19 protein-coding genes are annotated in these 22,529 nt (G+C 62.5%); 12 read left to right on the top strand and 7 right to left on the bottom strand.

Features of this window, described 5'->3' with window-relative positions; genetic code table 11:
• The first annotated feature begins 46 nt into the window (after positions 1 to 46).
• The 5 genes from ACERHN_RS05580 to ACERHN_RS05560 are packed head-to-tail and all read left to right on the top strand — an operon-like array spanning position 47 to position 5,499.
• Positions 47 to 1,633, top strand: coding sequence for an ABC transporter substrate-binding protein (locus ACERHN_RS05580; RefSeq protein ID WP_415921660.1), 1,587 nt, complete (start codon positions 47 to 49; stop codon positions 1,631 to 1,633).
• A gap of 55 nt (positions 1,634 to 1,688) precedes the next feature.
• Complete coding sequence (locus tag ACERHN_RS05575; protein ID WP_415921659.1) at positions 1,689 to 2,678, top strand: ABC transporter permease; 990 nt, start codon at positions 1,689 to 1,691, stop codon at positions 2,676 to 2,678.
• Positions 2,675 to 3,544, top strand: a complete 870-nt coding sequence (locus ACERHN_RS05570) for an ABC transporter permease (protein WP_415921658.1) — start codon at positions 2,675 to 2,677, stop codon at positions 3,542 to 3,544. The genes ACERHN_RS05575 and ACERHN_RS05570 overlap by 4 nt, the downstream gene beginning before the upstream one ends.
• The gene (locus ACERHN_RS05565) at positions 3,544 to 4,527 is read left to right on the top strand and encodes an ABC transporter ATP-binding protein (RefSeq protein WP_415921657.1); all 984 of its coding nucleotides are present in this window, start codon (positions 3,544 to 3,546) and stop codon (positions 4,525 to 4,527) included. Before ACERHN_RS05570 ends, ACERHN_RS05565 begins: the two co-directional genes overlap by 1 nt.
• Positions 4,528 to 5,499 carry an ABC transporter ATP-binding protein gene (locus ACERHN_RS05560; RefSeq protein WP_415921656.1) on the top strand — a complete coding sequence of 324 codons (972 nt, stop codon included), beginning with the start codon at positions 4,528 to 4,530 and terminating at the stop codon, positions 5,497 to 5,499.
• On the opposite strand, the gene ACERHN_RS05555 is transcribed toward ACERHN_RS05560, so the two are convergent.
• The 7 genes from ACERHN_RS05555 to ACERHN_RS05525 all read right to left on the bottom strand — a co-directional run bounded on the left by ACERHN_RS05555 (position 5,496) and on the right by ACERHN_RS05525 (position 12,613).
• On the bottom strand, positions 5,496 to 6,866 hold the full coding sequence (locus tag ACERHN_RS05555) for an FGGY-family carbohydrate kinase (RefSeq protein ID WP_415921655.1): 1,371 nt from the start codon (positions 6,864 to 6,866) through the stop codon (positions 5,496 to 5,498). The genes ACERHN_RS05560 and ACERHN_RS05555 overlap by 4 nt on opposite strands.
• Positions 6,863 to 7,177, bottom strand: coding sequence for an L-rhamnose mutarotase (gene rhaM, locus ACERHN_RS05550; protein ID WP_415921654.1), 315 nt, complete (start codon positions 7,175 to 7,177; stop codon positions 6,863 to 6,865). The genes ACERHN_RS05555 and rhaM overlap by 4 nt, the downstream gene beginning before the upstream one ends.
• The gene (locus tag ACERHN_RS05545) at positions 7,177 to 8,163 is read right to left on the bottom strand and encodes an ABC transporter permease (RefSeq protein ID WP_415921653.1); all 987 of its coding nucleotides are present in this window, start codon (positions 8,161 to 8,163) and stop codon (positions 7,177 to 7,179) included. The genes rhaM and ACERHN_RS05545 overlap by 1 nt, the downstream gene beginning before the upstream one ends.
• On the bottom strand, positions 8,160 to 9,143 hold the full coding sequence (locus tag ACERHN_RS05540) for an ABC transporter permease (protein ID WP_415921652.1): 984 nt from the start codon (positions 9,141 to 9,143) through the stop codon (positions 8,160 to 8,162). The genes ACERHN_RS05545 and ACERHN_RS05540 overlap by 4 nt, the downstream gene beginning before the upstream one ends.
• A gap of 12 nt (positions 9,144 to 9,155) precedes the next feature.
• On the bottom strand, positions 9,156 to 10,688 hold the full coding sequence (locus ACERHN_RS05535) for a sugar ABC transporter ATP-binding protein (RefSeq protein WP_415921651.1): 1,533 nt from the start codon (positions 10,686 to 10,688) through the stop codon (positions 9,156 to 9,158).
• A gap of 82 nt (positions 10,689 to 10,770) precedes the next feature.
• Positions 10,771 to 11,772, bottom strand: a complete 1,002-nt coding sequence (rhaS, locus tag ACERHN_RS05530; RefSeq protein ID WP_415921650.1) for a rhamnose ABC transporter substrate-binding protein — start codon at positions 11,770 to 11,772, stop codon at positions 10,771 to 10,773.
• A gap of 40 nt (positions 11,773 to 11,812) precedes the next feature.
• A complete protein-coding gene (locus tag ACERHN_RS05525) occupies positions 11,813 to 12,613 on the bottom strand; it encodes a DeoR/GlpR family DNA-binding transcription regulator (protein ID WP_415921649.1) in 801 nt (266 codons plus the stop codon).
• 184 nt (positions 12,614 to 12,797) lie between these two features.
• Here ACERHN_RS05525 and ACERHN_RS05520 point away from each other — a divergent pair, with 184 nt between their 5' ends.
• The 7 genes from ACERHN_RS05520 to ACERHN_RS05490 all read left to right on the top strand — a co-directional run bounded on the left by ACERHN_RS05520 (position 12,798) and on the right by ACERHN_RS05490 (position 22,416).
• On the top strand, positions 12,798 to 14,900 hold the full coding sequence (locus ACERHN_RS05520; protein WP_415921648.1) for a bifunctional rhamnulose-1-phosphate aldolase/short-chain dehydrogenase: 2,103 nt from the start codon (positions 12,798 to 12,800) through the stop codon (positions 14,898 to 14,900).
• 10 nt (positions 14,901 to 14,910) lie between these two features.
• The gene (locus tag ACERHN_RS05515; protein ID WP_415921647.1) at positions 14,911 to 16,149 is read left to right on the top strand and encodes an L-rhamnose isomerase; all 1,239 of its coding nucleotides are present in this window, start codon (positions 14,911 to 14,913) and stop codon (positions 16,147 to 16,149) included.
• Between the two features lie 46 nt (positions 16,150 to 16,195).
• The gene (locus ACERHN_RS05510) at positions 16,196 to 17,920 is read left to right on the top strand and encodes a sensor histidine kinase (protein WP_415921646.1); all 1,725 of its coding nucleotides are present in this window, start codon (positions 16,196 to 16,198) and stop codon (positions 17,918 to 17,920) included.
• A complete protein-coding gene (locus ACERHN_RS05505; RefSeq protein WP_415921645.1) occupies positions 17,917 to 19,209 on the top strand; it encodes a sigma-54-dependent transcriptional regulator in 1,293 nt (430 codons plus the stop codon). The genes ACERHN_RS05510 and ACERHN_RS05505 overlap by 4 nt, the downstream gene beginning before the upstream one ends.
• A gap of 111 nt (positions 19,210 to 19,320) precedes the next feature.
• Positions 19,321 to 20,331 carry a TRAP transporter substrate-binding protein DctP gene (gene dctP / locus ACERHN_RS05500; protein WP_415921644.1) on the top strand — a complete coding sequence of 337 codons (1,011 nt, stop codon included), beginning with the start codon at positions 19,321 to 19,323 and terminating at the stop codon, positions 20,329 to 20,331.
• 61 nt (positions 20,332 to 20,392) lie between these two features.
• Positions 20,393 to 21,016 carry a TRAP transporter small permease subunit gene (locus ACERHN_RS05495; protein WP_415921643.1) on the top strand — a complete coding sequence of 208 codons (624 nt, stop codon included), beginning with the start codon at positions 20,393 to 20,395 and terminating at the stop codon, positions 21,014 to 21,016.
• Positions 21,016 to 22,416, top strand: a complete 1,401-nt coding sequence (locus ACERHN_RS05490) for a TRAP transporter large permease (protein WP_415921642.1) — start codon at positions 21,016 to 21,018, stop codon at positions 22,414 to 22,416. The genes ACERHN_RS05495 and ACERHN_RS05490 overlap by 1 nt, the downstream gene beginning before the upstream one ends.
• Positions 22,417 to 22,529: the final 113 nt, after the last annotated feature.

The following is a 22,529-nucleotide window of genomic DNA, read 5'->3' as shown; positions in this document are numbered from 1 at the left end:
TGGGCTGGTCTACGCTTTGAGAAAATAACGAAAACGATGTGGGAGAATGATGATGAAGCATGTGTTCAAAGGGCTCGTCGCCTCGGCCGCGTTGGTCAGCGTGATGGCCGTCGGCCAGGCCATGGCCGAAGAGCCGGTGCGCGGCGGCACGCTGGTGTCGGTGATGGGATCGAACCCCCGGTCACTGAACGGTGCGGTGCAATCGGGTATCGTGACGGGCTATCCGGCGGCCCAGCTTTTCGCCTCACCCCTGCGCTATGACGAAGACTGGACGCCGCAGCCCTATCTCGCCGAAAGCTGGGAGATCAGCGAAGATGGGCTGTCTGTCACGCTCAACCTCGTCAAGGACGCGGTGTTCCATGACGGTGCGCCGATCACGTCCGAAGACATCGCGTTCTCCGTCGATGTGATCAAGGCGAACCACCCGTTCAAGACAATGTTCGCGCCCGTGGAAACGGTCGAAACACCGGATGAGCACACCGCGATCCTCAAGCTGTCCAAACCGCATCCGGCGCTGATGCTGGCCATGTCGGGACAGCTGATGTCGATCCTGCCCAAGCACATCTATGGCGATGTGCCCATTGAAGAGGTCAAGTCGCACCCGCGCAACAACGAAAATGTCGTCGGTTCCGGCCCGTTCAAGTTGGTGGAATTCAAAAACGGCGAGCATGTGATCCTCGAGCGTTTCGATGATTTCTTCATCGACGGGCGGCCGTATCTCGACCGCGTTGTGCTGCGCATCATCACGGATGTGTCGGCGCGCACCATCGCCTATGAGAATGGCGAATTGCACATGGGTGCGTTTGAATCGGTCCCACAAATGGTCAACCGTCTCAAGGGTGTGGACGGGATCACCGTTACGCCCGAAGGGTACGGCGCCATCGGCCCGCTCGACTGGCTGGCGATGAACACGGGCGGTGACGGGCCATTGTCGGATGTGCGCGTGCGTCAGGCGATCGCCTATTCCATCGACAAGAACTTTATCCAGAACGCGTTGATGCAGGGCACCGCCGCCGACAGCCGCACGGGCATCCACCCCGACAGCCCGTTCTATAACGCGGATGTGCCGACCTATGACGTTGATCTCGACAAGGCGGCGGCTCTGCTGGACGAGGCGGGATATCCGATGGACGGCGACAGCCGGTTCTCGCTGACCATCGACTTTGGCTGGCCCGGCGTGAAACCGCAGGTGGAATATGTCAAAGCCTCGCTCAAGAAGGTGGGCATTGATGTCGAAGTGCGCGCCAGCGCGGATTTCCCGACATGGGCCAAGCGCATGGGCGACATGGAGTTCGACATGAGCTGGGACACGGTGTTCAACTGGGGGGACCCCGTGATCGGGGTGCACCGCACCTATGACAGCACCAACATCGGCAAGGGCGTTTGGTCCAACACCCAAGGCTATTCCAACGCCCGTGTGGACGAGATCATGGCCATGGCCGCAACCGAAAGCGACCCGGCCAAGCGCAAGGAACTCTATGCCGAGTTCCAGCAGATCATCGCGACGGACCTGCCGGTCTATCACACCAACACGCTGCCCTATCACACGGTCTATTCCGACAAGGTGGGCAATCCGCCCTTGGGCATCTGGGGCACGTCGACGCCGATCGACATGACCTACCTCAAAGAGTGATCCTGCGATCATCGACCCGCAGCGGGGGCGCCTGCTGCGGGTTTTTCATGCAAGGATGTTCCCGCCCGTGACCGTGCTGCGCACCATCGCGACCCGCCTGTTCTATGCGGCTTTGCTGCTGCTGGCTGTGCTGGTCCTGAACTTTTCCCTGATGCATCTGGCGCCGGGCGATGTGGCGGACACGATCAGCCAATCGATGGGCGGCGCGGATCAGGAGTTGCTGGACCAGATCCGGGCGGATTACGGGCTGGACCAGACGTTTGTCGTGCAACTGGCCCGCTATGTGGGTGGGGTGTTGCGGGCCGATCTGGGGTTTTCGTTTTTCTACAATGAACCGGTGACAGAACTGATCCTGCAGCGGCTGCCTGCGACGCTGCTTCTGGTGTTCAGCGCGCAGATCCTTGCGCTGTTGATCGGCGTGGTGCTGGGCGTGATCTCGGCGCGCAGGCCCAATGGGGTGGCGAGCTATGTGGTCACGTTCGTGGCGCTCTTTGGCTATTCCGCGCCGGTGTTCTGGACCGGCATCCTGCTGCTGATCGCGTTTTCGCTGCAAATCCCAATCTTTCCGGTGGCGGGGATGCGGGACGTCACGGTCGAGGGCAATTTCTGGGTCGAGGCGGCGGATATCGCGCGGCATCTTGTGCTGCCGATGGTGACGCTGGCCTCCGTATTCCTCGCGCTCTACTCGCGGTTGGCGCGGGCGTCGATGATGGAAGTGCTGGGCTCCGACTATGTGCGCACGGCCAAGGCCAAGGGGCTGACGGATCGCGAAGTCGTCTACAAACACGCGCTGAAAAACGCGGTGTCGCCCGTCATCACGTTGGCCGGTTTGCAGTTTTCTGCCGTCATCTCTGGGGCCGTTCTGGTCGAGGCGGTGTTCAGCTGGCCCGGCCTTGGCACGCTTGCGTTCCAGTCGATCATTGCGCGCGATACGCCCACGATCCTGGGCATCCTGTTTTTCTCCGCGCTGGTGGTGATCGTGGGCAATTTGCTCACCGATCTGGCGCAACGGCTTGTGGACCCGCGCATCGGGGGCCGGTCATGAGCCTGCAAGACGAAATCCCCAAGGCGCAAAGCCCGCTGCGCGAGGCGTGGGGCATGTTCCTGCGCAACCATGCCGCTGTTGTGGCGCTGATTGTGCTGGGGGCGATCTGTTTCATGGCGGTGTTTGGCCCGATCCTGTATCCGACGGACCCGTTCGACATGGTGTGGGCACCGTTTTCGCCACCGGGGGAGCAGGGGTTCCTGCTGGGCACCGATTACCTCGGGCGCGACCTGCTGGCGATGATCATCAACGGGGCGCGGGTGTCGCTGATGATCGGGCTTGCGGCGGCGTTTGTGTCGATCTTTATCGGGGTGAGCGTGGGGGCGCTTGCGGGGTTCTATCGCGGCTGGGTCGAAGAGATCCTGATGCGCCTGACCGAGTTCTTTCAGGTGCTGCCGACCTTGCTGTTTTCCATGGTGCTGGTGGCGCTGTTCGGCGCGTCGCTGCCCATGATCACATTCGCCATCGGCGTGGTCAGCTGGACGGCCGTCGCCCGCATAACGCGGGCCGAGTTCCTGCGCATTCGCGAGCTGGAATATGTCATGGCATCCCGCGCGTCCGGCGTGCCCAATGCCAAGCTGATGTTCGCCGTGATCCTGCCCAACGCACTGCCGCCCATCATCGTGCAATCGGCGCTCATGGTCGGCTCCGCGATCCTGTTTGAGGCGGGGTTGTCCTTCCTCGGCCTCACCGATCCCAATGTGGTCAGCTGGGGGCAGATCATCGGATCGAACCGGCAATATATTCTCGATGCCAGTTACACCGTCACGATCCCAGGGTTCGCGATCTTCATCACAGTGTTGGCGATATCGCTGGTGGGTGACGGGTTGAACGACGCGCTGAACCCGAAACTGAGGCAACGCTGATGGCGCTGCTTGAGGTCGAAAACCTGCGGATTGAGCTGACCACGCGGGACGGAACGGCGCCTGTGATCGACGATCTGTCCTTTACGCTGGAGGCGGGGGAGACGCTGAGTTTCGTGGGCGAATCCGGCTGTGGCAAGTCGATGACGGCGCTGGCGATCATGGGACTGTTGCCCGACCGCATTGGCCGTGTGGCGGGCGGGTCCATCCGCTTTGACGGTGAGGATATGACAACCGCGTCACCCGCGCGCCTGCGGGAGATCCGGGGCAACGACATCTCGATGATCTTTCAGGAGCCGATGACCTCGCTGAACCCCGTCTTCACCATCGGGGAACAGATCGCCGAGGTGCTGCGCGCGCATCAGGGGCTGAGCCGTCGCGCGGCTTGGGGCGAGGCGGTGGCGCTGCTGGATGCGGTGCGCATTCCCAACCCCAAGGGGCGCGCGGCGGATTACCCGTTCCAGCTGTCGGGCGGTCAGCGGCAGCGGGCGATGATCGCCATGGCGCTGGCGTGCAAGCCCAGGATTCTGATTGCGGATGAGCCAACCACGGCATTGGACGTGACGGTGCAGGCGCAGATCTTTGACCTGCTGCGCGATTTGCGGGCGCAGACGGGCACGTCGATCGTCCTGATCACCCACGACATGGGCGCGGTTGCCGAAATGGCGGAACGGATGATCGTGATGTATGCCGGACGCAAGGCGGAGCTTGGTCCGGTGGGCCAGATCATCGACCATGCACGCCACCCCTATACCCAAGGTTTGATTTCCTGCGTGCCGCACCTGCATGATGTGCTGACCGAAGAGCGCCCGGAGCTGTTTGAGGTGTCGGGGATCGTGCCGTCTTTGCGCGATTTTGGCCGCGATGCCTGCCTGTTTGCAGCGCGCTGTGCCCATGCGAGCGACCGGTGCCACACTGCGCGCCCACCCGAGGCGCGTTTTGAGGGCGGGCAGATCGCCGATTGCTGGCATGCGGAGGGCCTCTGAATGACGGGGCCGCTTTTGAAGGTCGACAACCTCACCGTCCGGTTCGAGGTCAAACGCGGAGGCTGGGGCAAGAAGCGCTATCTTTACGCGGTGGACGACGTGTCGTTTGAAATTCCGCGTGGGCAGACGCTGGGCATCGTGGGTGAAAGCGGGTCGGGCAAGACGACGGCGGCGCTGGCCGTGGCGCGGCTGGTGGCGGCGCACAAGGGCGCCGCGATGCTCGATGGGGATGACATCCTGCGCACGCAAGGCGAGGCCCTGCGGCAGATGCGCCAGAAGGTGCAGTTCATCTTTCAGGACCCCTACAGCAGCCTCAACCCGCGCAAGCGGGTGGCCGACATCGTGCGCGAACCGCTCGACAGCCTGACGGACAAGTCCGAGGCGGAAAAACGCGCCATCGTGGATGAGTTGTTCGAGGCTGTGGGCCTGCGGGCGGAACAGCAGCGCCTGTTCCCGCACCAGTTTTCCGGCGGTCAGCGCCAGCGGATCGGGATTGCGCGGGCGCTGGCGACGCGGCCCCAGCTGATCATCTGTGACGAGGCGGTGTCGGCGCTGGATGTGGCGGTGCAGGCGCAGATCCTGAACCTGCTGCGGCGGTTGCAGACACAGTTTGGGCTGACCTATCTGTTCATCAGCCATGATCTGGGCGTGGTGCAGCACATGTGCGACCAGATTGCGGTGATGTATATGGGCAAGGTGGTCGAACAGGCGCGCCGCCTCGACCTTTTCAACGGCCCGCGCCACCCCTACACGCAGGCGCTTCTGTCCGCAGTACCGCGCGTGGACCGGCGTGGTGCTGATCGCCAGCGCATCCTGATCCCCGGCGATCCGCCCGACCCTGTGAACCTTCCCAAAGGCTGCCGGTTTGCCAGCCGCTGCCCCATCGCAGAGGCGCGGTGCCGCGAGACGGAGCCGGCGTTTCGCGACATTGCGGACGGGCACCATGCCGCGTGCCATCTGATCGCGGATTAGGTCCTGACCGCTGCGCGCCACTGTGCGGCATAGGCTTGCAGGCGGGAGACGCTGTCCGGTTTCACGAGATCCAGTTGCGCGGGGGGCGGGTCCGTGTCGAGGGCCAGCCGCGCAGCCCCCGCGCTCGTTCCGGTGACGCTGGCCGAACGGTAGACATCCGCAGACATGGCCACTGACAGCATATCGAGGAACAGGGTGTTGGCGGCGAGCGGTCCTTCGACCACGATCACGCCCTCATGGCCGATACTGGTCAGGCATTCGGCTGTCACCAGCCCGAGGTAGAACGCCACGGCAGCGGTGCGTTGCCCGCTTCCCATGGGCGGCTCGTCCCCGACCCAATGCGCTGTGCGCCCTTTGAACGGGCCGGTGTCGGGCACCACGGCGGGCATCAGCATGACCTGATCCGCAAACACGGCGTCGATGTCGGCAGCGCTTGGGATGACGTGGGCACCACCGGTGGCAATGTCATGCTCGCGCCCGCCCATGAACCGCGCGGAAGGGGCGGGTGTGCCATCGGCCGTCACGTTGATCAGGGTGTCGCGCGCGGGATCAAGGGCAGGCGTCGTGCCACCGATGGACATGGTGATGATCCACGTCCCGGTGGACACAACGCTGAACGGGGTCTGAAGGCTGTGCAGATAGGGCAGGAGCGAGGCGTTTGAATCGTGGATGCCGCAATGGACGGGCGTGCTTTCGGGGATGCGCGTCAACCCGGCAATCTCCGGCAGGATGGGGCCAAGGATGTCGGACGGCACATGGCGTGGCGCCATCTTGTCCCGGATGTCCAAGCTGTCCACAAGCGTGGAAAAGGCCGCCTTGGCCGGGTCCCACAGGTCCGTATGACACCCCAGTGATGTCACATCCGTCGCCGCAACACCGGTCAGCCGCGCGCCCCAGAATTGTGGGTAGGTCACGATCCGGTGCGTGCGCGCGTGCAGGGTCGGGTCCTGCGCAAATTGCCAATGCAGTTGCGCGCCCACGTTCAATCCGCCCGTCAGCCGGGGCGATCCCGTTTCGGCAAAGGCAGGGCGGAGCGTGTCGTATTCGCGGGCCAGATCATCTGGCCCGGCATGCTCGTAATCAAGGATCGGCGCCGCCAGCATCCCTTCCGCATCCAGAAGCGCAGCGCAGGCCCCGTGCGTGGTGATGGAAATGGCGTCTATGCCGTGGCTGTGCTGAAACCGGCGCAGGCCGTGCAGAAGAAATTGCCAATGCGCCTCCACGTCGAAATGCGGCCAGGGTGGTCCCGGCAGGACAGTGTTCGGGCGCGTGATCACCTCGATCTCGGACAGGTCGGCGGCATCGACGAGCACCAGCTTGGCATTGGTCTTGCCAATGTCGATCACGGCGATATGGCGGTGGGTCATGGCATGTGAAACACGGTTTCAAGCGGCGTGACCACGGGTGCGTTATCGGGGTGCGTCTTCATGATGTCAGCCATATGCGCCCACCATTTCTGCATCACCGGATGGTTTGGCAAATCGTCCATGCCGTGCCCCTCCGCGCGCCAGAGCACAGCAAAGAGGATATGCGTGTCCGCGTCCAGATGGATGGAGTAATCCGTGACACCGGCCTGCCGGAGCAGCTCTGACAGCTCGGGCCAGATCTCGTCATGGCGACGGATATATTCTGCGCGGCAACCGGGGTTAAGCTGCATCTTGAACGCGATCTTTTCCATTAGCGCGCCCGCCACATCGACCACAGCCGGGGCAGGGCGATCACACCGATCAAAAGCGCGCCGATCACGATGGACATGACGATGCCCGGCACGTTCAACAGGCCAAGGCCAAAGGTCACCAATCCCATGACAAAGGCCGCGATGAACACGCCCACTATGGTGCCCGACCCGCCAAGGATGCTCACACCGCCCAGCACGACCATGGTCACAATCTCCAACTCCCACCCCGTGGCGATGGACGGTCGTGTGGAGCCGAGCCGCGCCGTCAGGCACACGGCGGCAATGCCGGACATGAGACCCGTCAGCAGGAACAGGATGAACTTTACCCGCTGCACCCGGATGCCGGAAAAGAGCGCGCCGGTCGGATTGTTGCCGATGGCATATATCGCGCGTCCGAAATTTGTGCGGTGCAGGATCACGCCGTAGATCACCGCGATGATGGCAAAGAGGACAAGTTCAAACGAGATCACCCACCACACATAACCCTGACCGAACCACGCAAAACCGCTGGGGTAGCCGCCATAGGCCTGATCCCCCAGCACGATAAAGCTGATGCCGCGAAAAAGGCTCATCGTGCCGATGGTGACCACGATCGATGGCAGGCCAAACCGGGTCACGAGGACGCCGTTGAACGCGCCACAGACAAGGCCGACGCCAAGCCCGATCATCACAAGCCCCGGCGTGCCCACACCCACCTGCACCGCGGCGCCCATCGCGGTCGAGGCCAGCGCGATGATCGACGCCACAGACAGGTCAATTTCGCCCGAGATGATGAGCAGTGCCATGGCAAAGGCGATCATCGCCTTTTCGGTAAAGTTGAAGGTCGCGTCGCTGAGGTTCCAGGCGTTGAGGAAGTAAGGGGAGGCAAAGCTGTTGGCGACAAAGATGCCGATGGCCACGGCCAGCAGCAGCGTTTCCCAGCTTTTGATCCGTTGTTCCAGCGGCGACCGCAGGCGGTCGGGGATCATGCGGTCGGTGGTGCTCATGTCGGTTGCTCCGCCTGTTTGAGGATGATCCGGCCTTTCTTGCGGTTGGCTTGCGCATTCAGGGCCACGGCGATGATGATCGCGCCGCCGGAGATCGCCAGTTGCCAGAAGGGCGAGATATCGACGACGGGCAGGGCGTTCTTGATGATGCCCAGAAACAGCGCGCCCAGAAGCGCGCCCGCGACCGTGCCAATACCGCCCATAATCGACACGCCGCCAATGACGCAGGCCGCCACCACGTCCAGCTCGAACCCGCCCGCGATGTCGACGTAAGCCACAGCAAAGCGCGACACCCAGAGATAGCCCGCAAGCCCCGCCAGCGCGCCCGAGATGGTAAAGGCCCAGAACTGCGTTTTGCCCACATTGATCCCGGCATAGGTGGCGGCATGAGGATTGCCGCCCGCCGCATAGAACGCGCGTCCCAGCGTCGTGCGCGACATGACGATCACAAAGAGAGTGACGGCGATGATCGCGATCCAGCTGAGCACCGGAAGGCCGAGAAGTTCGGCGCGGGGAAAGGCCTTGAACGCCGGGCTCATCTCGTGGCTGTTGACCCATTTGCCGTCCGACAACAGGAAGATCGTCCCACGGAAAATGGTCATCGTGCCGAGGGTCACGACGATGGACGGGATGGCCAGTTTCCACACCAGCAGCCCATTGATCATGCCAAGCGCTGCCCCCATCACGATAGACAGTACAAGGATGAAGATGATCGGCAGGTCCGGCGCCACGAGGTTCAGCATCGCCACCGCCATGCCCGTGAGCGCCAGATTGGCCGCGACGCTCAGGTCGATGCACTTGGTCAGGATCACGATCATCTGGCCAATGGCCAGTAGGATCAGGGGGGAGGTGTCGTTGAATACGTTGGCCAGGTTCGCGGGGGTCACAAAGGCCGGAAAGCGTGACGCAATCAGCCCCAAAAGTAGGACAATGGCCCCGACCAGCAAGGCCTCGCGCGATGAGATCAGACGTTTGAGCATGACGGCGCTTTCCTAGATATCGGCGGCAAGGCGCACGAGCGTTTCGGGTTGCAACGCATCACCGGCCAATTCACCGGCAATCCGACCCTCGCGCATGACGATCACGCGGTCGGACATGCCGAGCACTTCGGGGATTTCAGAACTGACCATGATCACCGCCAGCCCTTGGGCGGCGAGTTCGGCCATGAAGGAATGGACCGCCGCCTTGGACCCGATATCGACGCCCTTGGTGGGTTCATCGAGGATGATGATGCGCGGCCTTGTCGCGAGCCATTTGGCGATCACGACCTTTTGCTGGTTGCCACCCGATAGGTTGCCCACATGGGTGTCCAGAGACGCGGCCCGCAGATCCAGCCGCTCGCAATATTCGCGGGTCAGCTGGAATTCCTGCGCCAGCTTCAGGAACCCGTTCCCGGACAGTCGCCCCAGCGACGGCAGCGTGACATTCTGAAAAATCGGCAGGTCCAGGATCGCGCCCTGCTTGCCACGGTCCTCGGGGACATAGACGATGCCGTTGCCGATCGCATCGGCGGGGGATTTGATTTCGACCCGCGTGCCATTGATATCGACCGTGCCGGCAGAGGGCCGCGTGATGCCGAACAGCGCTTGCATGAATTCGGACCGGCCCGCCCCGACAAGCCCGTAAAAGCCGAGGATTTCTCCCTTGCGCAGCGCAAAGGAGATGCCGTCAAATTCGGTCGGGTGGGCATAGTCCTTCACGTTCAGAACCGTGTCACCGATGTTGGAAGCGCGTTCGGGGAAAATCTGGCTCACGTCGCGTCCGACCATCATCTTGACCAGATCGGTCTCGGTCACGTCCGACATGGCGCCATCACCGATCAACTGCCCGTCGCGGAACACGGTGTAATTGTCGGCGATGCGGAACACTTCGTCGAACTTGTGGCTGATGAACAGGATCGCCTTGCCCTGCGCCTTGAGGCTGTCCACCAGGGCGTAAAGCTCTTCGATTTCCTTGTGGGACAGGGCGGCGGTGGGTTCGTCCATGATCACGACGCGCGCGTCGATGGACAGGGCACGGGCAATCGCCACAAGGTGCTTGCTCGCTATGCCAAGGTCCTTGAGCTTGTGATCGGGGTCGATCTGCGCGCCGATCCCGTCGAGCAGGGCGCGCGCCTTGCTGTGCATCGTCTTGCGGTCGATGAGGCCAAGCGCGCCGCGCGGCGCGTGCCCGAGAAAGATGTTTTCCGCCACTGACAATTCGTCAAACAGGACAGTTTCCTGATGGATGGCGGTGACACCGTGTTCTGCGGCGGCTTGCGGTGTGGAGAACAGGGCAGGCGCACCATCCACAAGGATCGCGCCTCCGTCAGGTTGGTAAATCCCGGTGAGGATTTTGACGACCGTGGATTTGCCCGCGCCGTTTTCCCCGATCAGGGCCGTCACCTTGCCCGGATAGAGGCTGAGCGAGACGTCGGACAGTGCCTTTACGCCGGGAAAGACCTTGGTGATGCCGGACAGGGCCAACACCGGCTGCGCGATGTGGCCTGCGGTCGCGTGCACCGATGTCTCAGTCTGCATCTGCATTGCGTGTCCCGGCGATTTCAAAAAATAAGGGGGTGACCCGGCACGACGGGTTGGGCCGTCGCGCCGGGTTCAGTCCGCGATCTTAGAAGATCGACTTGAACTGATCGATATTGGACGCGTCGTAAACAAACGGATCGGCCATGGCGGCGGCGTTTGTATCGTCCAGTGTGATGGAGCCCACGCGACCGATGGAAATCTCGGCGCCCGGTTCGGCCGTCACCGCACCAGACGCAAGCGCATGGGCGATGTAGGTGGCGGAATATCCCAGGTCGATGGGGTTCCAGATTGCAAAGGATTTGGACGCGCCGCTTTCAATGGCGCCTGCCATTTCCGACGGCAGGCCAAGGCCCGTTACGTTGACCTGACCGATCTTGCCCGCGTCTGCCACGGCTTGCGCGGCGGCCACGATGCCCACGGATGTGGGGGCGATGATCGCATCAAGATCCGGGTAGGACTGCATCAGGCCCTGCGCCTCGCGGTAGGATTTGTCGGCCAGATCGTCGCCATAAACGGTGCCCACGACATTGATGCCGTCATAGTTCGGCAGCACCTTGGTCATCTCTTCGATCCAGATGTTCTGGTTCGTCGCGGTCGCGCTGGCGGAGAGGACAGCAACGTCACCGCCCTCGGGCAGATGGTCGGCGGCCAGCTTGATGATCATGTTGCCGATCAGCGCGTTGGACGATGGGTTCAGGTGGACCATGCGACCCTCTTGCGCGACGCCGGAATCCCACGAAATCACGGCGATGCCACGGTCCATGGCGCGTTTGAGCGTGGGCACCAGTGCGTCGGTGTCGTTTGCAGAGACCGCGATGGCGTCAACGCTCTGGGCGATCAGCGAATTGATGACCTCGATCTGCCCTTCGGCCGTCGTGTCGGTCGGGCCGGTGTATATGATCTCCACACCGCCCAGTTCTTCCGCCGCAGCTTCGGCGCCTTCTGCCGCCGCTTCGAAAAATCCGATTCCGAGCGCCTTGACGACGAGGGCGATGCGCATGTCATCAGCGGCCAGTGCGGATGTGCCCATCAGGCCCGCGGCAAGGCTCAGCCCTGCGGTCAATGTGGTAAAGGTGCGACGTTTCATTGGTTTCCTCCCTGAGTACGTTCACTCTTGATGTGCGGCGCTAGGACGCCACCACGTTCTGCGCGCCGCCCACATGGACAGCGATCAGGTTCACTTCGGCGGCGTCGAGCATTGCGGCTGCCTTGTCCGTGATCCGGTCGTCCGTGATCACCGTAGTGATCCGGTTCAGCGGGCACAGCACAAGGCTGGAGCGCTGTTCGAATTTGGAACTGTCGGCCAGCACGATCAATTCGTCGGCCTGCCCGATCAGTTTCTGTTCCGCATGGATCAGAAGCGGGTCGGCTTCCATCAGGCCAAGCGGCCCGAGGCCCTGCGCGCCCATGAACATGCGCCGGGCGCAAAAATTGCGGGTCACGTCATTGTCGAAGGGCGACAGGATGATGTTCTGCTCCCGGTAGATCGTGCCGCCGGACAACATCACGGTGTTCTTGGAGTGCTTCAGCAGGTGCTCGGCGATGGGGAACGAATTGGTGAACACCTGCATCCGGCGACTGGCCAGCGGGTGCACCATCTGAAACGTGGTAGTGCCCCCGTTGATGATGATCGCGTCCCCGTCGTCGCACAGATCGACGGCGGCGGCGGCAATGGCCTGCTTTTCCTCGATCCGCATGGTTTCGTTCACGGAGAACGGACGGCCCGCCAGTCCGACAAACTGGGGCGGGTTCAGCGCTTCTGCACCGCCGCGCACCCGGCGCAGCTTGCCCTCCTGGTCCAGTGTCGCGATGTCACGGCGGATCGTTGCCTCGGACGCGCCGGTCAACGTGCACAGGTCACCCACCGTCACGACGGGACGTTCGTCGACCGCTGACAAAATGATCGTATGGCGTTCTTTTTCGTGCATTTCGGCTCTCCCTGCTCATTACGCTGTGCAGATTCGAGCGGTCTGTCAATCAAAAACAATCACAAGCAATCATTCTGCGTCGCAGCATGATTGAAAATGATTGTTAGTGATTGACAACGCCGCCTGTCAGGCACAGCCTAGGGGCGAAGACTGTATGGTGTTTCAGCGCCAACCGGGAGGAAACATGTTGAAATCATTGGACACTCAGCTGCTGGACAGCCGCTGGAACGACGCAGACGTCGCCGGAATGAGCGAGTCGGAATTGCTGCTGTATCGGTCCAACATCCTTGGCGCGGACAAGCGGGTCACAAATTATGGGGGCGGCAACACATCAGCCAAGGTGATGGAAACAGACCCGCTGACCGGCGATGAGGTTGAGGTCCTGTGGGTCAAAGGGTCGGGCGGCGATATCGGGTCGATCAAGATGGACGGGTTTGCCACGCTTTACATGGACAAGCTTCAGGCGCTCAAGGGGCTCTATCGCGGGGTCGAGCATGAGGATGAAATGGTCGGCTATCTGCCGCATTGCACCTTTCGGCTGAACCCGCGCGCGGCGTCCATCGACACGCCGTTGCATGCCTATGTGCCGCGCAAACATGTGGATCACGTGCATGCTGATGCGATCATAGCCATCGCCGCTTCGGTCAATTCCAAGGACCTGACGCAGGAGATTTTCGGGGACCGCATCGGTTGGTTGCCGTGGAAGAAACCGGGCTACGAACTGGGACTGTGGCTCGAGAAATTCTGTGTCGAGAACCCGGATGCGGATGGTGTCGTGCTGGAAAGCCATGGGCTGTTTACGTGGGGCGACACTGCGCGCGCATGCTATGATCAGACGATTGATGTGATCAATGTCGCGACCCGTTGGCTGGCCGAGCGTACGGGCGACACCCCTGCATTTGGCGGGGCTGTGCACCAGAGCCTTGAGCCGGATGCGCGCCGTGCCGTAGCCGCGCGCCTGATGCCGGCCATCCGCGGCTTTGTGTCCGGCAATCAGCACATGGTGGGCCATTTCAATGACAGTGACGCAGTGCTGGAATTCGTGAACGCGCAGCAGATGGAGCCGCTCGCGGCCCTTGGCACGTCCTGCCCGGACCACTTCCTGCGCACGAAAATTCGCCCGCTTGTGGTGCCGTTTGACCCGGCCGCGGGCAATATAGACGCGGTGCTTGAGGGTCTGCCCGCGCAGGTCGAAGCCTATCGCAAGGACTATGCCGCCTATTACGACCGCTGCAAACATGACGACAGCCCTGCCATTCGCGATCCGAATGCGGTTGTGTACCTCGTGCCGGGGGTCGGCATGATCACCTTTGCCAAGGACAAGGCGACTGCGCGGATTTCGGGCGAATTCTACGTCAACGCGATCAACGTCATGCGCGGCGCATCCGCGGTCAGCACATATCAGGGCCTGCCCGAGCAAGAGGCGTTCGACATCGAATACTGGCTGCTTGAAGAGGCCAAGCTGCAGCGCATGCCCAAGCCGAAATCGCTGGCGGGGCGCGTGGCGCTGGTCACGGGCGGTGCGGGCGGCATCGGTGCCGCCACGGCAGAGCGATACCTGTCCGAAGGCGCCTGTGTGGTGCTGGCGGACATCAACGAAGACGGGCTGGCGGCAACGCAAGCGCAACTGGTGGGGCGTTACGGTGCGGATGTGGTGCGCAGCGTCACGATGAACGTGACAAGCGAAGAGGCGGTCGATGCCGCCTTTGCCGATGCGGCGGTGGAGTTCGGCGGCGTCGATATTCTGGTGTCCAACGCTGGCATCGCGTCCTCGGCCCCGATCGAGGAGACGTCGCTCGCGCTTTGGAACAAGAACATGGACATCCTTTCCACGGGCTATTTCCTGGTCAGTCGCGCGGCGTTCAAGCTGATGCGCGTGCAGGATATGGGTGGCGCCGTGGTCTTTGTGGCGTCCAAGAATGGTCTGGCCGCATCGCCCAATGCGGCTGCGTATTGTACGGCAAAGGCGTCGGAAATCCACCTGGCGCGCTGTCTCGCGCTCGAAGGGGCGGAGGCGGGCATTCGTGTCAACGTGGTCAACCCGGATGCGGTTCTGCGCGGGTCCAAGATCTGGGAGGGCGACTGGCTGGAACAGCGGGCCGACACCTACGGCACAGACAAGGATGGGCTGGAGGAAATGTACCGCAACCGCTCGATGCTGAAACGGTCGGTCCTGCCCGAGGACATCGCCGAGGCGTGTTATTTCTTTGCCGCCGATACCTCGTCGAAATCGACGGGCAACATCATCAACGTGGACGCGGGCAACGTCCAGGCGTTCACACGGTAGGGCGCGCACCATGACATATGAAACCGCAAGGGCCGCGTTTGCCGAATGGGGCGTGGACACCGAAACTGCACTTGACCGCCTGTCCCACATCCCGATTTCCATGCATTGCTGGCAAGGCGATGACGTGGTCGGGTTCGAGACCAAGACGGGATCCTCCGGTGGCGGTATTCAGGCCACGGGCAACCATCCGGGGCGCGCGCGGACACCCGATGAACTGCGCGCCGATCTGGAATTTGCCTATGGCATGATCCCGGGCAAGCATCGGTTGAACCTGCATGCAATGTATCTTGATACCGAAGCAACGCCGGACAGGGACGAGATCGAATTCACGCATTTCGAACCCTGGGTGCAGTGGGCGGCGGAACAGGGGCTGGGCCTTGATTTCAACCCGACCTTCTTTGCCCATGCCAAGGCGGACGACAATCTGACGCTCAGCCATCCGGATGCGGGTATCCGCGATTTCTGGATCGAACATGGCAAACGGTGCCGCGAGATCGCGGGACAGATGGGGGCGGCGCTTGGGTCGCCGTGCGTCAACAACATCTGGGTGCCCGACGGGTACAAGGATACGCCCGTGGACCGCATGGCCGCGCGCGCCCGCCTTGAGGCATCGCTGGATGCGATGCTGGCCCCGCCGCAGGACAACGCACGGATGCGCGATGCGGTCGAAAGCAAGCTGTTCGGGATCGGGGTCGAGGCCTGCACCGTAGGCAGTCACGAATTCTACATGGGATATGCGATCCGCAAGGGCACGCTCCTGTGCCTCGACATGGGGCATTTCCACCCAACCGAAAACATCGCGGACAAGCTGAGTTCGGTGGGTCTGTCGGTGGATGAAATCCTGTTACACGTCTCGCGGCCCATGCGGTGGGACAGCGATCACGTGATCCTGCTGGATGACAGTATCCTGCAAATGGCGCAGGAACTGGTCAGCACCGGCCTGTTGGACCGGACCCATATCGGCCTTGATTTCTTTGACGCAACGATCAGCCGGACAGCCGCCTGGGTCATCGGGACACGCAATATGCAAAAGGCGCTGCTCCGTGCATTCCTGTTGCCTTGGGATCAGTTGCGACGCAGTGAGGACGGGCTGGACTACACCACGCGCCTGATGGTGACCGAGGAATACAAGGATATGCCATTCGGTCCCGTTTGGGATGAGTTTTCCGCGCGCCACGATGTGCCGACCGGACGAACCTTGATCACGGAACTGGACCGGTATCAGGGCACAGTCTCGGGCCGCGGCTGACACGGCAGAGGTTGATTTTTCGCGGCCCTCCGGTCAAGTCAGCCGGATGCGTGGTGTTTTCCTGATCCCTCTGGCCGCTGTTCTGGCGCTGGCTGTGGCGCTGCAATGGGCGTCCTTTGCCTATTTCAAGGCGCAGGATATTGAAACGGCGGCGGCGCGTCTGACCCTCTATCGCAGCACGCTGGAATCCGAATTGCGCCACTTTGCGCACCTGCCGTTCTTGCTGTCGCTTGATCCGGTTGTCACGCGCGCCATCGCGGCAGAACCGCCGGACACGCTGGAGGCGCTGGATTACCGACTGGCCCGGTTTGCCCAAAGCGCAGGTCTGGATGCGATGTACCTCATGAACGATGCCGGTGTCACGATTGCCGCGTCAAATGCCAAGAGTCCGAACAGTTTCAAAGGTCAGAACTACGCCTATCGCCCCTATTTTCAGGCCGCGCAGAACGGCGAACTGGGAGAGTTTTACGGGATCGGTGCGACGACCGGTATACCGGGCTATTTCTACGCGATGGCCGTGCGTCCCCCGCAAAGTGATGCGCGCGGTGTCATCGCGATCAAGATTGACCTGTCGCGCTTGCAGGACGATTGGCAGGCGTCGGGTGAGCGGATCATTTTGGCAAATGCGGATGGGGTCGTCCTGCTCGCTTCTGATCCGGACTGGCGGTACAAAACACTGGCACCTCTGACGCAGGAACAGCGCGCGCGCATCGTGGCGTCGCGCCAGTTCGGGGCGGAGCGGTTGGAGCCGCTGGAGTGGTCCTTTGATCCCGTTCGACAAACCGCGCAGGTGGGTGAGGCGCAACTGCTGTACCTGACCAGCGCGGACCTGCCCAACAGCTGGTCGCTGCACTTTTTCGTGCCGGATGATCAGGCGGTGGCGCGGGCGTGGCTTACGACGGGCACCTTTCTGACGCTGGTGTTGCTGGGCTTCAGCGCGTGGCAGGTGGGCCGGTTGCGCCGTATTCGGAATGCCTTGACCGTGTCCGAACGTGAAGAGGCGCAGCTGCGCTCTGCCAATGAGCGCCTCGCGATAGAGATCGAGGAACGGCGCATCGCCGAACGGACCTTGCAGAAGACCCAAGCCGAACTGGAACGCGCCGGGCGCTTGGCCGCGTTGGGGCAGCTGGCGTCGTCGGTGACCCATGAACTGGGTCAGCCCATCGCCGCAATGCGCAACCAACTGGCCGCGTCGGAAATGACGGACGGCGCGACGCCGCTCAATGACAAGATGACGGGCCTTGTGGCGCGCATGGAAAACATCACGCGCCAGCTCAAGTTCTTTTCCCGCAAGGGGCGCGACCGGTTCGAGGATTTTAACCTCGGCGATGCGGTGCAGGATGCGCTCACGCTGCTGGAACCGAGCATCGCGGCACGACAGGCTGACGTGTCGGTGGCGGGGGCCGGTGATCTGACCTTGCGGGCCAATCGGTTACGGATCGAACAGGTGGTGACCAATCTCGTGCGCAATGCGCTTGATGCGGTAGAGGTGACCGAACCACGCCACGTGACCATTACACTGGGCGGGACGCCGGATCAGGTTTGGTTCGAAGTGGCCGATACCGGCCACGGGCTGGGGGACAAGACATTGGATGATCTGCGCGAACCGTTCGCGACAACGCGCGAAAGCGGGCAGGGCATGGGGCTGGGCCTGACCATATCGGCGGGGATCGTGTCGGATCACAACGGCAGTATTTCAGCCGCGGACCGGGCCGAAGGCGGCGCGGTCTTTCGGGTGGACCTGCCGCGCAACGTGGCGGGGTCGCAATGACGCAATACCGTGTTCTGATCATCGACGACGACCGACTGATGCGCAACTCGCTGGTGGATCTGATCGAAGCCTCGGGCTGGGTGGCCAAGCCGCTGGCCCGTGCCACGGATGCTGACCGCTGGATCGTGCAGTTTCAGCCGGATGTGATCCTGTCGGATGTGCGCATGCCCGAGATGACGGGCCTTGAGCTGTTGCAGACCGTGGAGGCCGCGCCGCCGATTGTGCTGATCTCCGCCCATGGGGATATCCCGACGGCGGTAGAGGCGATGAACCATGGCGCCTACAGCTTTGTCGAAAAACCGTACGATCCCAAGCGCCTGCTTTTGATCCTGTCGCACGCGGCGGCGCAGCACCGGATGCAGCAAAGCAATCACCGCCTGCGCGCCCGGGTGCAGCAGCTGTCGGGGTTGGATCGCGTGTTGTTGGGGCAGTCGCCCGATATGCACCGCCTGCGCGACACGATCACCATGGTCGCAGGCAGCCAGTCGGCTGTCCTTGTCCAGGGGGAAACCGGCACCGGAAAGGACCTGGTGGCGCGGGCCATCCACGACCTGTCGCCCCGCTGTGACGGGCCGTTCATCGCGGTGAATGCCGCGCAGGTCGGGCCGGACAACCTGCCCCACGTGGCGCGCAGCGCGGGTGGTGGGACGCTGTTTCTTGACGAAATCTGTGCCTGTCCCGCGGATTTGCAGCCCGCCCTGCTGCGCCTCATTGAAACGGGTGAAGTGTTGGAGCCGGGCCAGGGCGCACCCGATCATATGGACCTGCGCATCGTTGCGGCAACCAATGAGGACCCGCAGGTCGCGGTTGCCGAGGGGCGGCTGCGGCAAGATCTGATGTTCCGCCTCGACGGCTTCACCCTGCATCTGCCGCCCTTGCGTGCGCGTCCCGATGATGTGCCGCTTTTGGTGCTGCGGTTCCTGCAGGACTTCGCGACGCTCTACGACACAGCTACGCCCGACCTTACGGACAGGGATGTGGCGACGCTCATTGCGCATGACTGGCCCGGCAACGTGCGCGAGCTGCGCAATGTGGCGGAACGGCATGTGATGATGTCCCGGCTGGGTCCGCGCGCGATAGATGATGCAATGTCCGGCGCGCAAACGGGCACGGACAACCGCACCGGCCTGCGCGAGGCCGTCGCGGCATTCGAACGCCAGATGATCAGCAAGGCGATACAGGCCAATGCCGGACGCATGGACGACACAGCCGCAGCACTTGGTATCGGGCGGCGGACCCTGAACGAGAAAATCGTCAAACTTGGTCTCGACAAGGACGCGCTGCTCTAGCTCTGCGGAAATCCGCAGGGTCCGTCCAAAACCGCGCGCAGTTTTCTTCATGAGTCCACGGTGACGTTTTCGGCAAAACTCCGCCCACATGTTTCTGGGAGGACATCTGACATGAAGACATATCTGAGCCGCGCGGCTGTCGCCGCCCTTGCGACCGCCTTTGCGGGTGAGGCTGTGGCCACCGAATGGAATGTATCGCTGTGGGGCAAACGCCGCGCATTTACAGAACACGTGGAAAAGCTGGCCGAGTTGGTGTCCGAAAAGACCGACGGCGCGTTCACCATGAACATCAGCTATGGCGGGCTCAGCAACAACCGCGAGAACCTCGACGGCATTTCCATCGGTGCCTTTGAGATGGCGCAATTCTGCGCGGGCTATCACCGTGACAAGAATCCGTCGATCACTGTGCTGGAGCTGCCGTTTCTCGGGGTAAGCTCTCTGGAACAAGAGGTCGCCGTGTCCATGGCCGTGTACCAGCACCCGGCGGCGCAGGCTGACCTTGGCCGCTGGAATGCAACGCTTCTGATGCCGTCGCCATTGCCGCAATACAACATCGTCGGTGTCGGTGACGCGCCGGCGACCCTGGCGGATTTTGCTGGCCTCAGCGTGCGTGCAACAGGCGGTATCGGGGCTGCGATGCAGACGGTGGGCGCGGTGCCCACCTCCATGTCTGCCAGCGAAGTACGCCAAGCCATGGATTCCGGCGTGGTAAAGGCCGTGGCCTTTGCCCCGCACGCGCACATGTCATTCGGCACGATTGAGAACGCGACCTGGTGGACCGGGAATCTGAACCCCGGCACTGTGAATTGCCCCGTCGTCGTGAACAGCGACGCACTGGCAGACCTGCCAGACGATCATCGCGCGGCGTTGCTCGGGTCCGTGGACGCGGCGCTCGATCACTATGTGGCGAACTATAATGGTGCGACGATGGATGCGTGGGGTCCGGCCCTCGCAGAACGTGACATTGCCGTCGTGACCTTTGCAGACAGTGAAATCGCCGCGTTCAAGGAGGCTGCCGCAGCCCCCGCCGCTGCCGCCTGGATCGAACAGAACACCGCCGCAGGTTTGCCCGCGCAAGAGCTCTATGATCTTGTCACCGGCATGATCGCTGACGGCAGCTGACCTCTCCCGGTCTCGCGCGTGATGCGCGGGACCACCCTTTCCCGAACTCTGCGAGGCCCCGATGGCAACGGCATCTCTGGTGCTGCGCGACGACAGCGCGCTCAGCCGACTGGATCACATCCTGCTGCGATTGGAGCGCGGCTTTGCCCTGATCAGTGGGCTGGCGGTCTTCTCACTCATGGTGCTGGCCGTTGTGTCCGTGGGCGGCCGCAACGGCTTTAACGCACCCCTGCCAGGATACGTGGATTGGATCGAACAGGCGATGCCCTTGATCGCGTTCATGGGCATTTCCTTCGTGATGCGCGAGGGCGGGCATATCCGCATGGATATCGTGGTCGGGCAATTGCGCGGCCGCGCGCTCTACGCGGTGGAATTCATCACAACCTTTGCCGTGCTGTGCCTGATGCTCTTGCTGGTGTGGGGCGCGTGGGCGCATTTCCTGCGCAGCTTCGATTTCGCAGCACCCCTCTGGAGCCGGGACAGCTCGATGGACATCGCGCTGCCGATCTGGCCGGCCAAGTTTATGGCGCCGCTGGCGTTCGGTGTGTTGTGCCTGCGTCTGTGTCTGCAGCTTTGGGCCTATGGGCGCGCCGTGCGCACGGGCGACGCCGTGGCCGTGCCGTTGATCGCGGATGCCGCCACACAGGCCCGTATGGAAGCCGATCAGATGAAAGAACAAAACTGATGGAGCCAATTGATATTGGACTGTGGGTGACGGGCGGTCTGCTTGTCATGGTCGTTCTGGGCATGCGCGTGGCGTTTGCTGCGGGTCTCGCCGGTATGATCGGGTTGATCTGGATATTCTGGGCGCGCAAGGATTATGGCGCGGACGATTTTGGCTGGGCGCTTGGTGTGGCGGTCAAGACTGCGGGGCAGGTGCCGCATTCCAAAGTGTCGAGCCAGGCCTTGTCTCTGATCCCGACCTTCATCCTGATCGGCTACCTTGCCTACTATGCGGGCCTCACCAAGGCGCTGTTTGAAGCGGCCAAGAAGTGGATCGCCTGGGTGCCGGGTGGGCTGGCGGTGTCAACCGTGTTCGCCACCGCCGGCTTTGCCGCCGTCTCCGGCGCCTCCGTCGCCACGTCAGCGGTCTTTGCCCGCATCGCCATCCCCGAGATGCTCAAGATCGGTTACAACAAGCAATTCGCAGCCGGCGTCGTGGCCGCCGGTGGCACGCTCGCCTCGCTCATCCCACCCTCCGCAATCCTCGTGATCTATGCCATCATCGTCGAACAGGACGTGGGCAAGTTGCTGCTCGCGGGGTTTGTGCCCGGCGCGTTTTCCGCCCTGATCTACGGCGCGTTGATCATCGGCCTTGCCCTCACGGTCAAAGGGTTCGGTCCCCCGGTCAGCGGTTTCACATGGCGTGAACGCTTTGCCGCGCTGCCACCTGCGCTGCCAATCGTCTTCGTCGTGGTGACCATCATTTGCTTTGTATACAACCCATTTGGCGGCGACGCTTGGGGCACACCCACCGAAGGTGGCGCGATCGGGGCCTTTGTGGTGTTCCTGATGGCGCTCTATCAGGGCATGCGGTGGCCGCAGCTCAAGGATGCGCTGCTGGAAACCGCAAAACTCAGCGTCATGATCTTCACCATCATCTGGGGCGTGCTGATCTATGTCCGCTTCCTGGGCTTTGCCGACCTGCCGGGCGCGTTCTCCGACTGGATCACGTCACTCACCGTGTCGCCCATGCTGATCCTGATCTGCATCCTGCTGGCCTACGCCGTGCTTGGCATGTTCATGGACGCCATCGGCATGCTGCTCCTAACACTGCCGGTCGTCTACCCCGCCGTGATGGCGCTGAACGGGGGCGAGTTCGTGTCCGCCGCCGACAGCACTTTCGGCATGTCGGGACCCATGTGCGCGATCTGGTTCGGCATCCTGGTGGTCAAAATGGCCGAGTTCTGCCTGATCACGCCCCCCATCGGCCTCAACTGCTTTGTGGTGGCAGGCGTGCGCGATGACCTCAGCGTGCAGGACGTGTTCAAGGGCGTGACCCCATTCTTCATCGCAGACGGCATCACCATAGCCCTGCTGGTGGCCTTCCCCGCCATCGTGCTGTGGCTGCCGAGCCTCGCCTGACGGTCTCTGTTCCAAAAAATCCCGGGGGTCGGGGGGCTGGCCCCCCGCCAACACCCGCAACACGCACCATCAGGTCATATGGGCCAGAACCGCAGCCGTCACGGCTTGCGTCC

It is taken from the genome of Tateyamaria rhodophyticola (assembly GCF_047777875.1).
Lineage (GTDB): Bacteria > Pseudomonadota > Alphaproteobacteria > Rhodobacterales > Rhodobacteraceae > Tateyamaria.
The sequence above is the reverse complement of the archived record's forward strand: the minus strand, read 5'-3'. Positions and strand labels throughout refer to the sequence as shown.

What these genes read in the sequence shown, in the direction of transcription:
- ACERHN_RS05515 (WP_415921647.1), top strand. Translation starts at nt 14,911, where the DNA reads ATGACATATGAAACCGCAAGGGCCGCGTTTGCCGAATGGGGCGTGGAC.
- ACERHN_RS05505 (WP_415921645.1), top strand. Translation starts at nt 17,917, where the DNA reads ATGACGCAATACCGTGTTCTGATCATCGACGACGACCGACTGATGCGC.
- ACERHN_RS05525 (WP_415921649.1), bottom strand. Translation starts at nt 12,613, where the DNA reads ATGCACGAAAAAGAACGCCATACGATCATTTTGTCAGCGGTCGACGAA.
- ACERHN_RS05575 (WP_415921659.1), top strand. Translation starts at nt 1,689, where the DNA reads ATGTTCCCGCCCGTGACCGTGCTGCGCACCATCGCGACCCGCCTGTTC.
- rhaS (WP_415921650.1), bottom strand. Translation starts at nt 11,772, where the DNA reads ATGAAACGTCGCACCTTTACCACATTGACCGCAGGGCTGAGCCTTGCC.
- ACERHN_RS05545 (WP_415921653.1), bottom strand. Translation starts at nt 8,163, where the DNA reads ATGAGCACCACCGACCGCATGATCCCCGACCGCCTGCGGTCGCCGCTG.
- dctP (WP_415921644.1), top strand. Translation starts at nt 19,321, where the DNA reads ATGAAGACATATCTGAGCCGCGCGGCTGTCGCCGCCCTTGCGACCGCC.
- rhaM (WP_415921654.1), bottom strand. Translation starts at nt 7,177, where the DNA reads ATGGAAAAGATCGCGTTCAAGATGCAGCTTAACCCCGGTTGCCGCGCA.
- ACERHN_RS05570 (WP_415921658.1), top strand. Translation starts at nt 2,675, where the DNA reads ATGAGCCTGCAAGACGAAATCCCCAAGGCGCAAAGCCCGCTGCGCGAG.
- ACERHN_RS05560 (WP_415921656.1), top strand. Translation starts at nt 4,528, where the DNA reads ATGACGGGGCCGCTTTTGAAGGTCGACAACCTCACCGTCCGGTTCGAG.
- ACERHN_RS05510 (WP_415921646.1), top strand. Translation starts at nt 16,196, where the DNA reads ATGCGTGGTGTTTTCCTGATCCCTCTGGCCGCTGTTCTGGCGCTGGCT.
- ACERHN_RS05535 (WP_415921651.1), bottom strand. Translation starts at nt 10,688, where the DNA reads ATGCAGATGCAGACTGAGACATCGGTGCACGCGACCGCAGGCCACATC.
- ACERHN_RS05495 (WP_415921643.1), top strand. Translation starts at nt 20,393, where the DNA reads ATGGCAACGGCATCTCTGGTGCTGCGCGACGACAGCGCGCTCAGCCGA.
- ACERHN_RS05490 (WP_415921642.1), top strand. Translation starts at nt 21,016, where the DNA reads ATGGAGCCAATTGATATTGGACTGTGGGTGACGGGCGGTCTGCTTGTC.
- ACERHN_RS05555 (WP_415921655.1), bottom strand. Translation starts at nt 6,866, where the DNA reads ATGACCCACCGCCATATCGCCGTGATCGACATTGGCAAGACCAATGCC.
- ACERHN_RS05540 (WP_415921652.1), bottom strand. Translation starts at nt 9,143, where the DNA reads ATGCTCAAACGTCTGATCTCATCGCGCGAGGCCTTGCTGGTCGGGGCC.
- ACERHN_RS05580 (WP_415921660.1), top strand. Translation starts at nt 47, where the DNA reads ATGATGATGAAGCATGTGTTCAAAGGGCTCGTCGCCTCGGCCGCGTTG.
- ACERHN_RS05565 (WP_415921657.1), top strand. Translation starts at nt 3,544, where the DNA reads ATGGCGCTGCTTGAGGTCGAAAACCTGCGGATTGAGCTGACCACGCGG.
- ACERHN_RS05520 (WP_415921648.1), top strand. Translation starts at nt 12,798, where the DNA reads ATGTTGAAATCATTGGACACTCAGCTGCTGGACAGCCGCTGGAACGAC.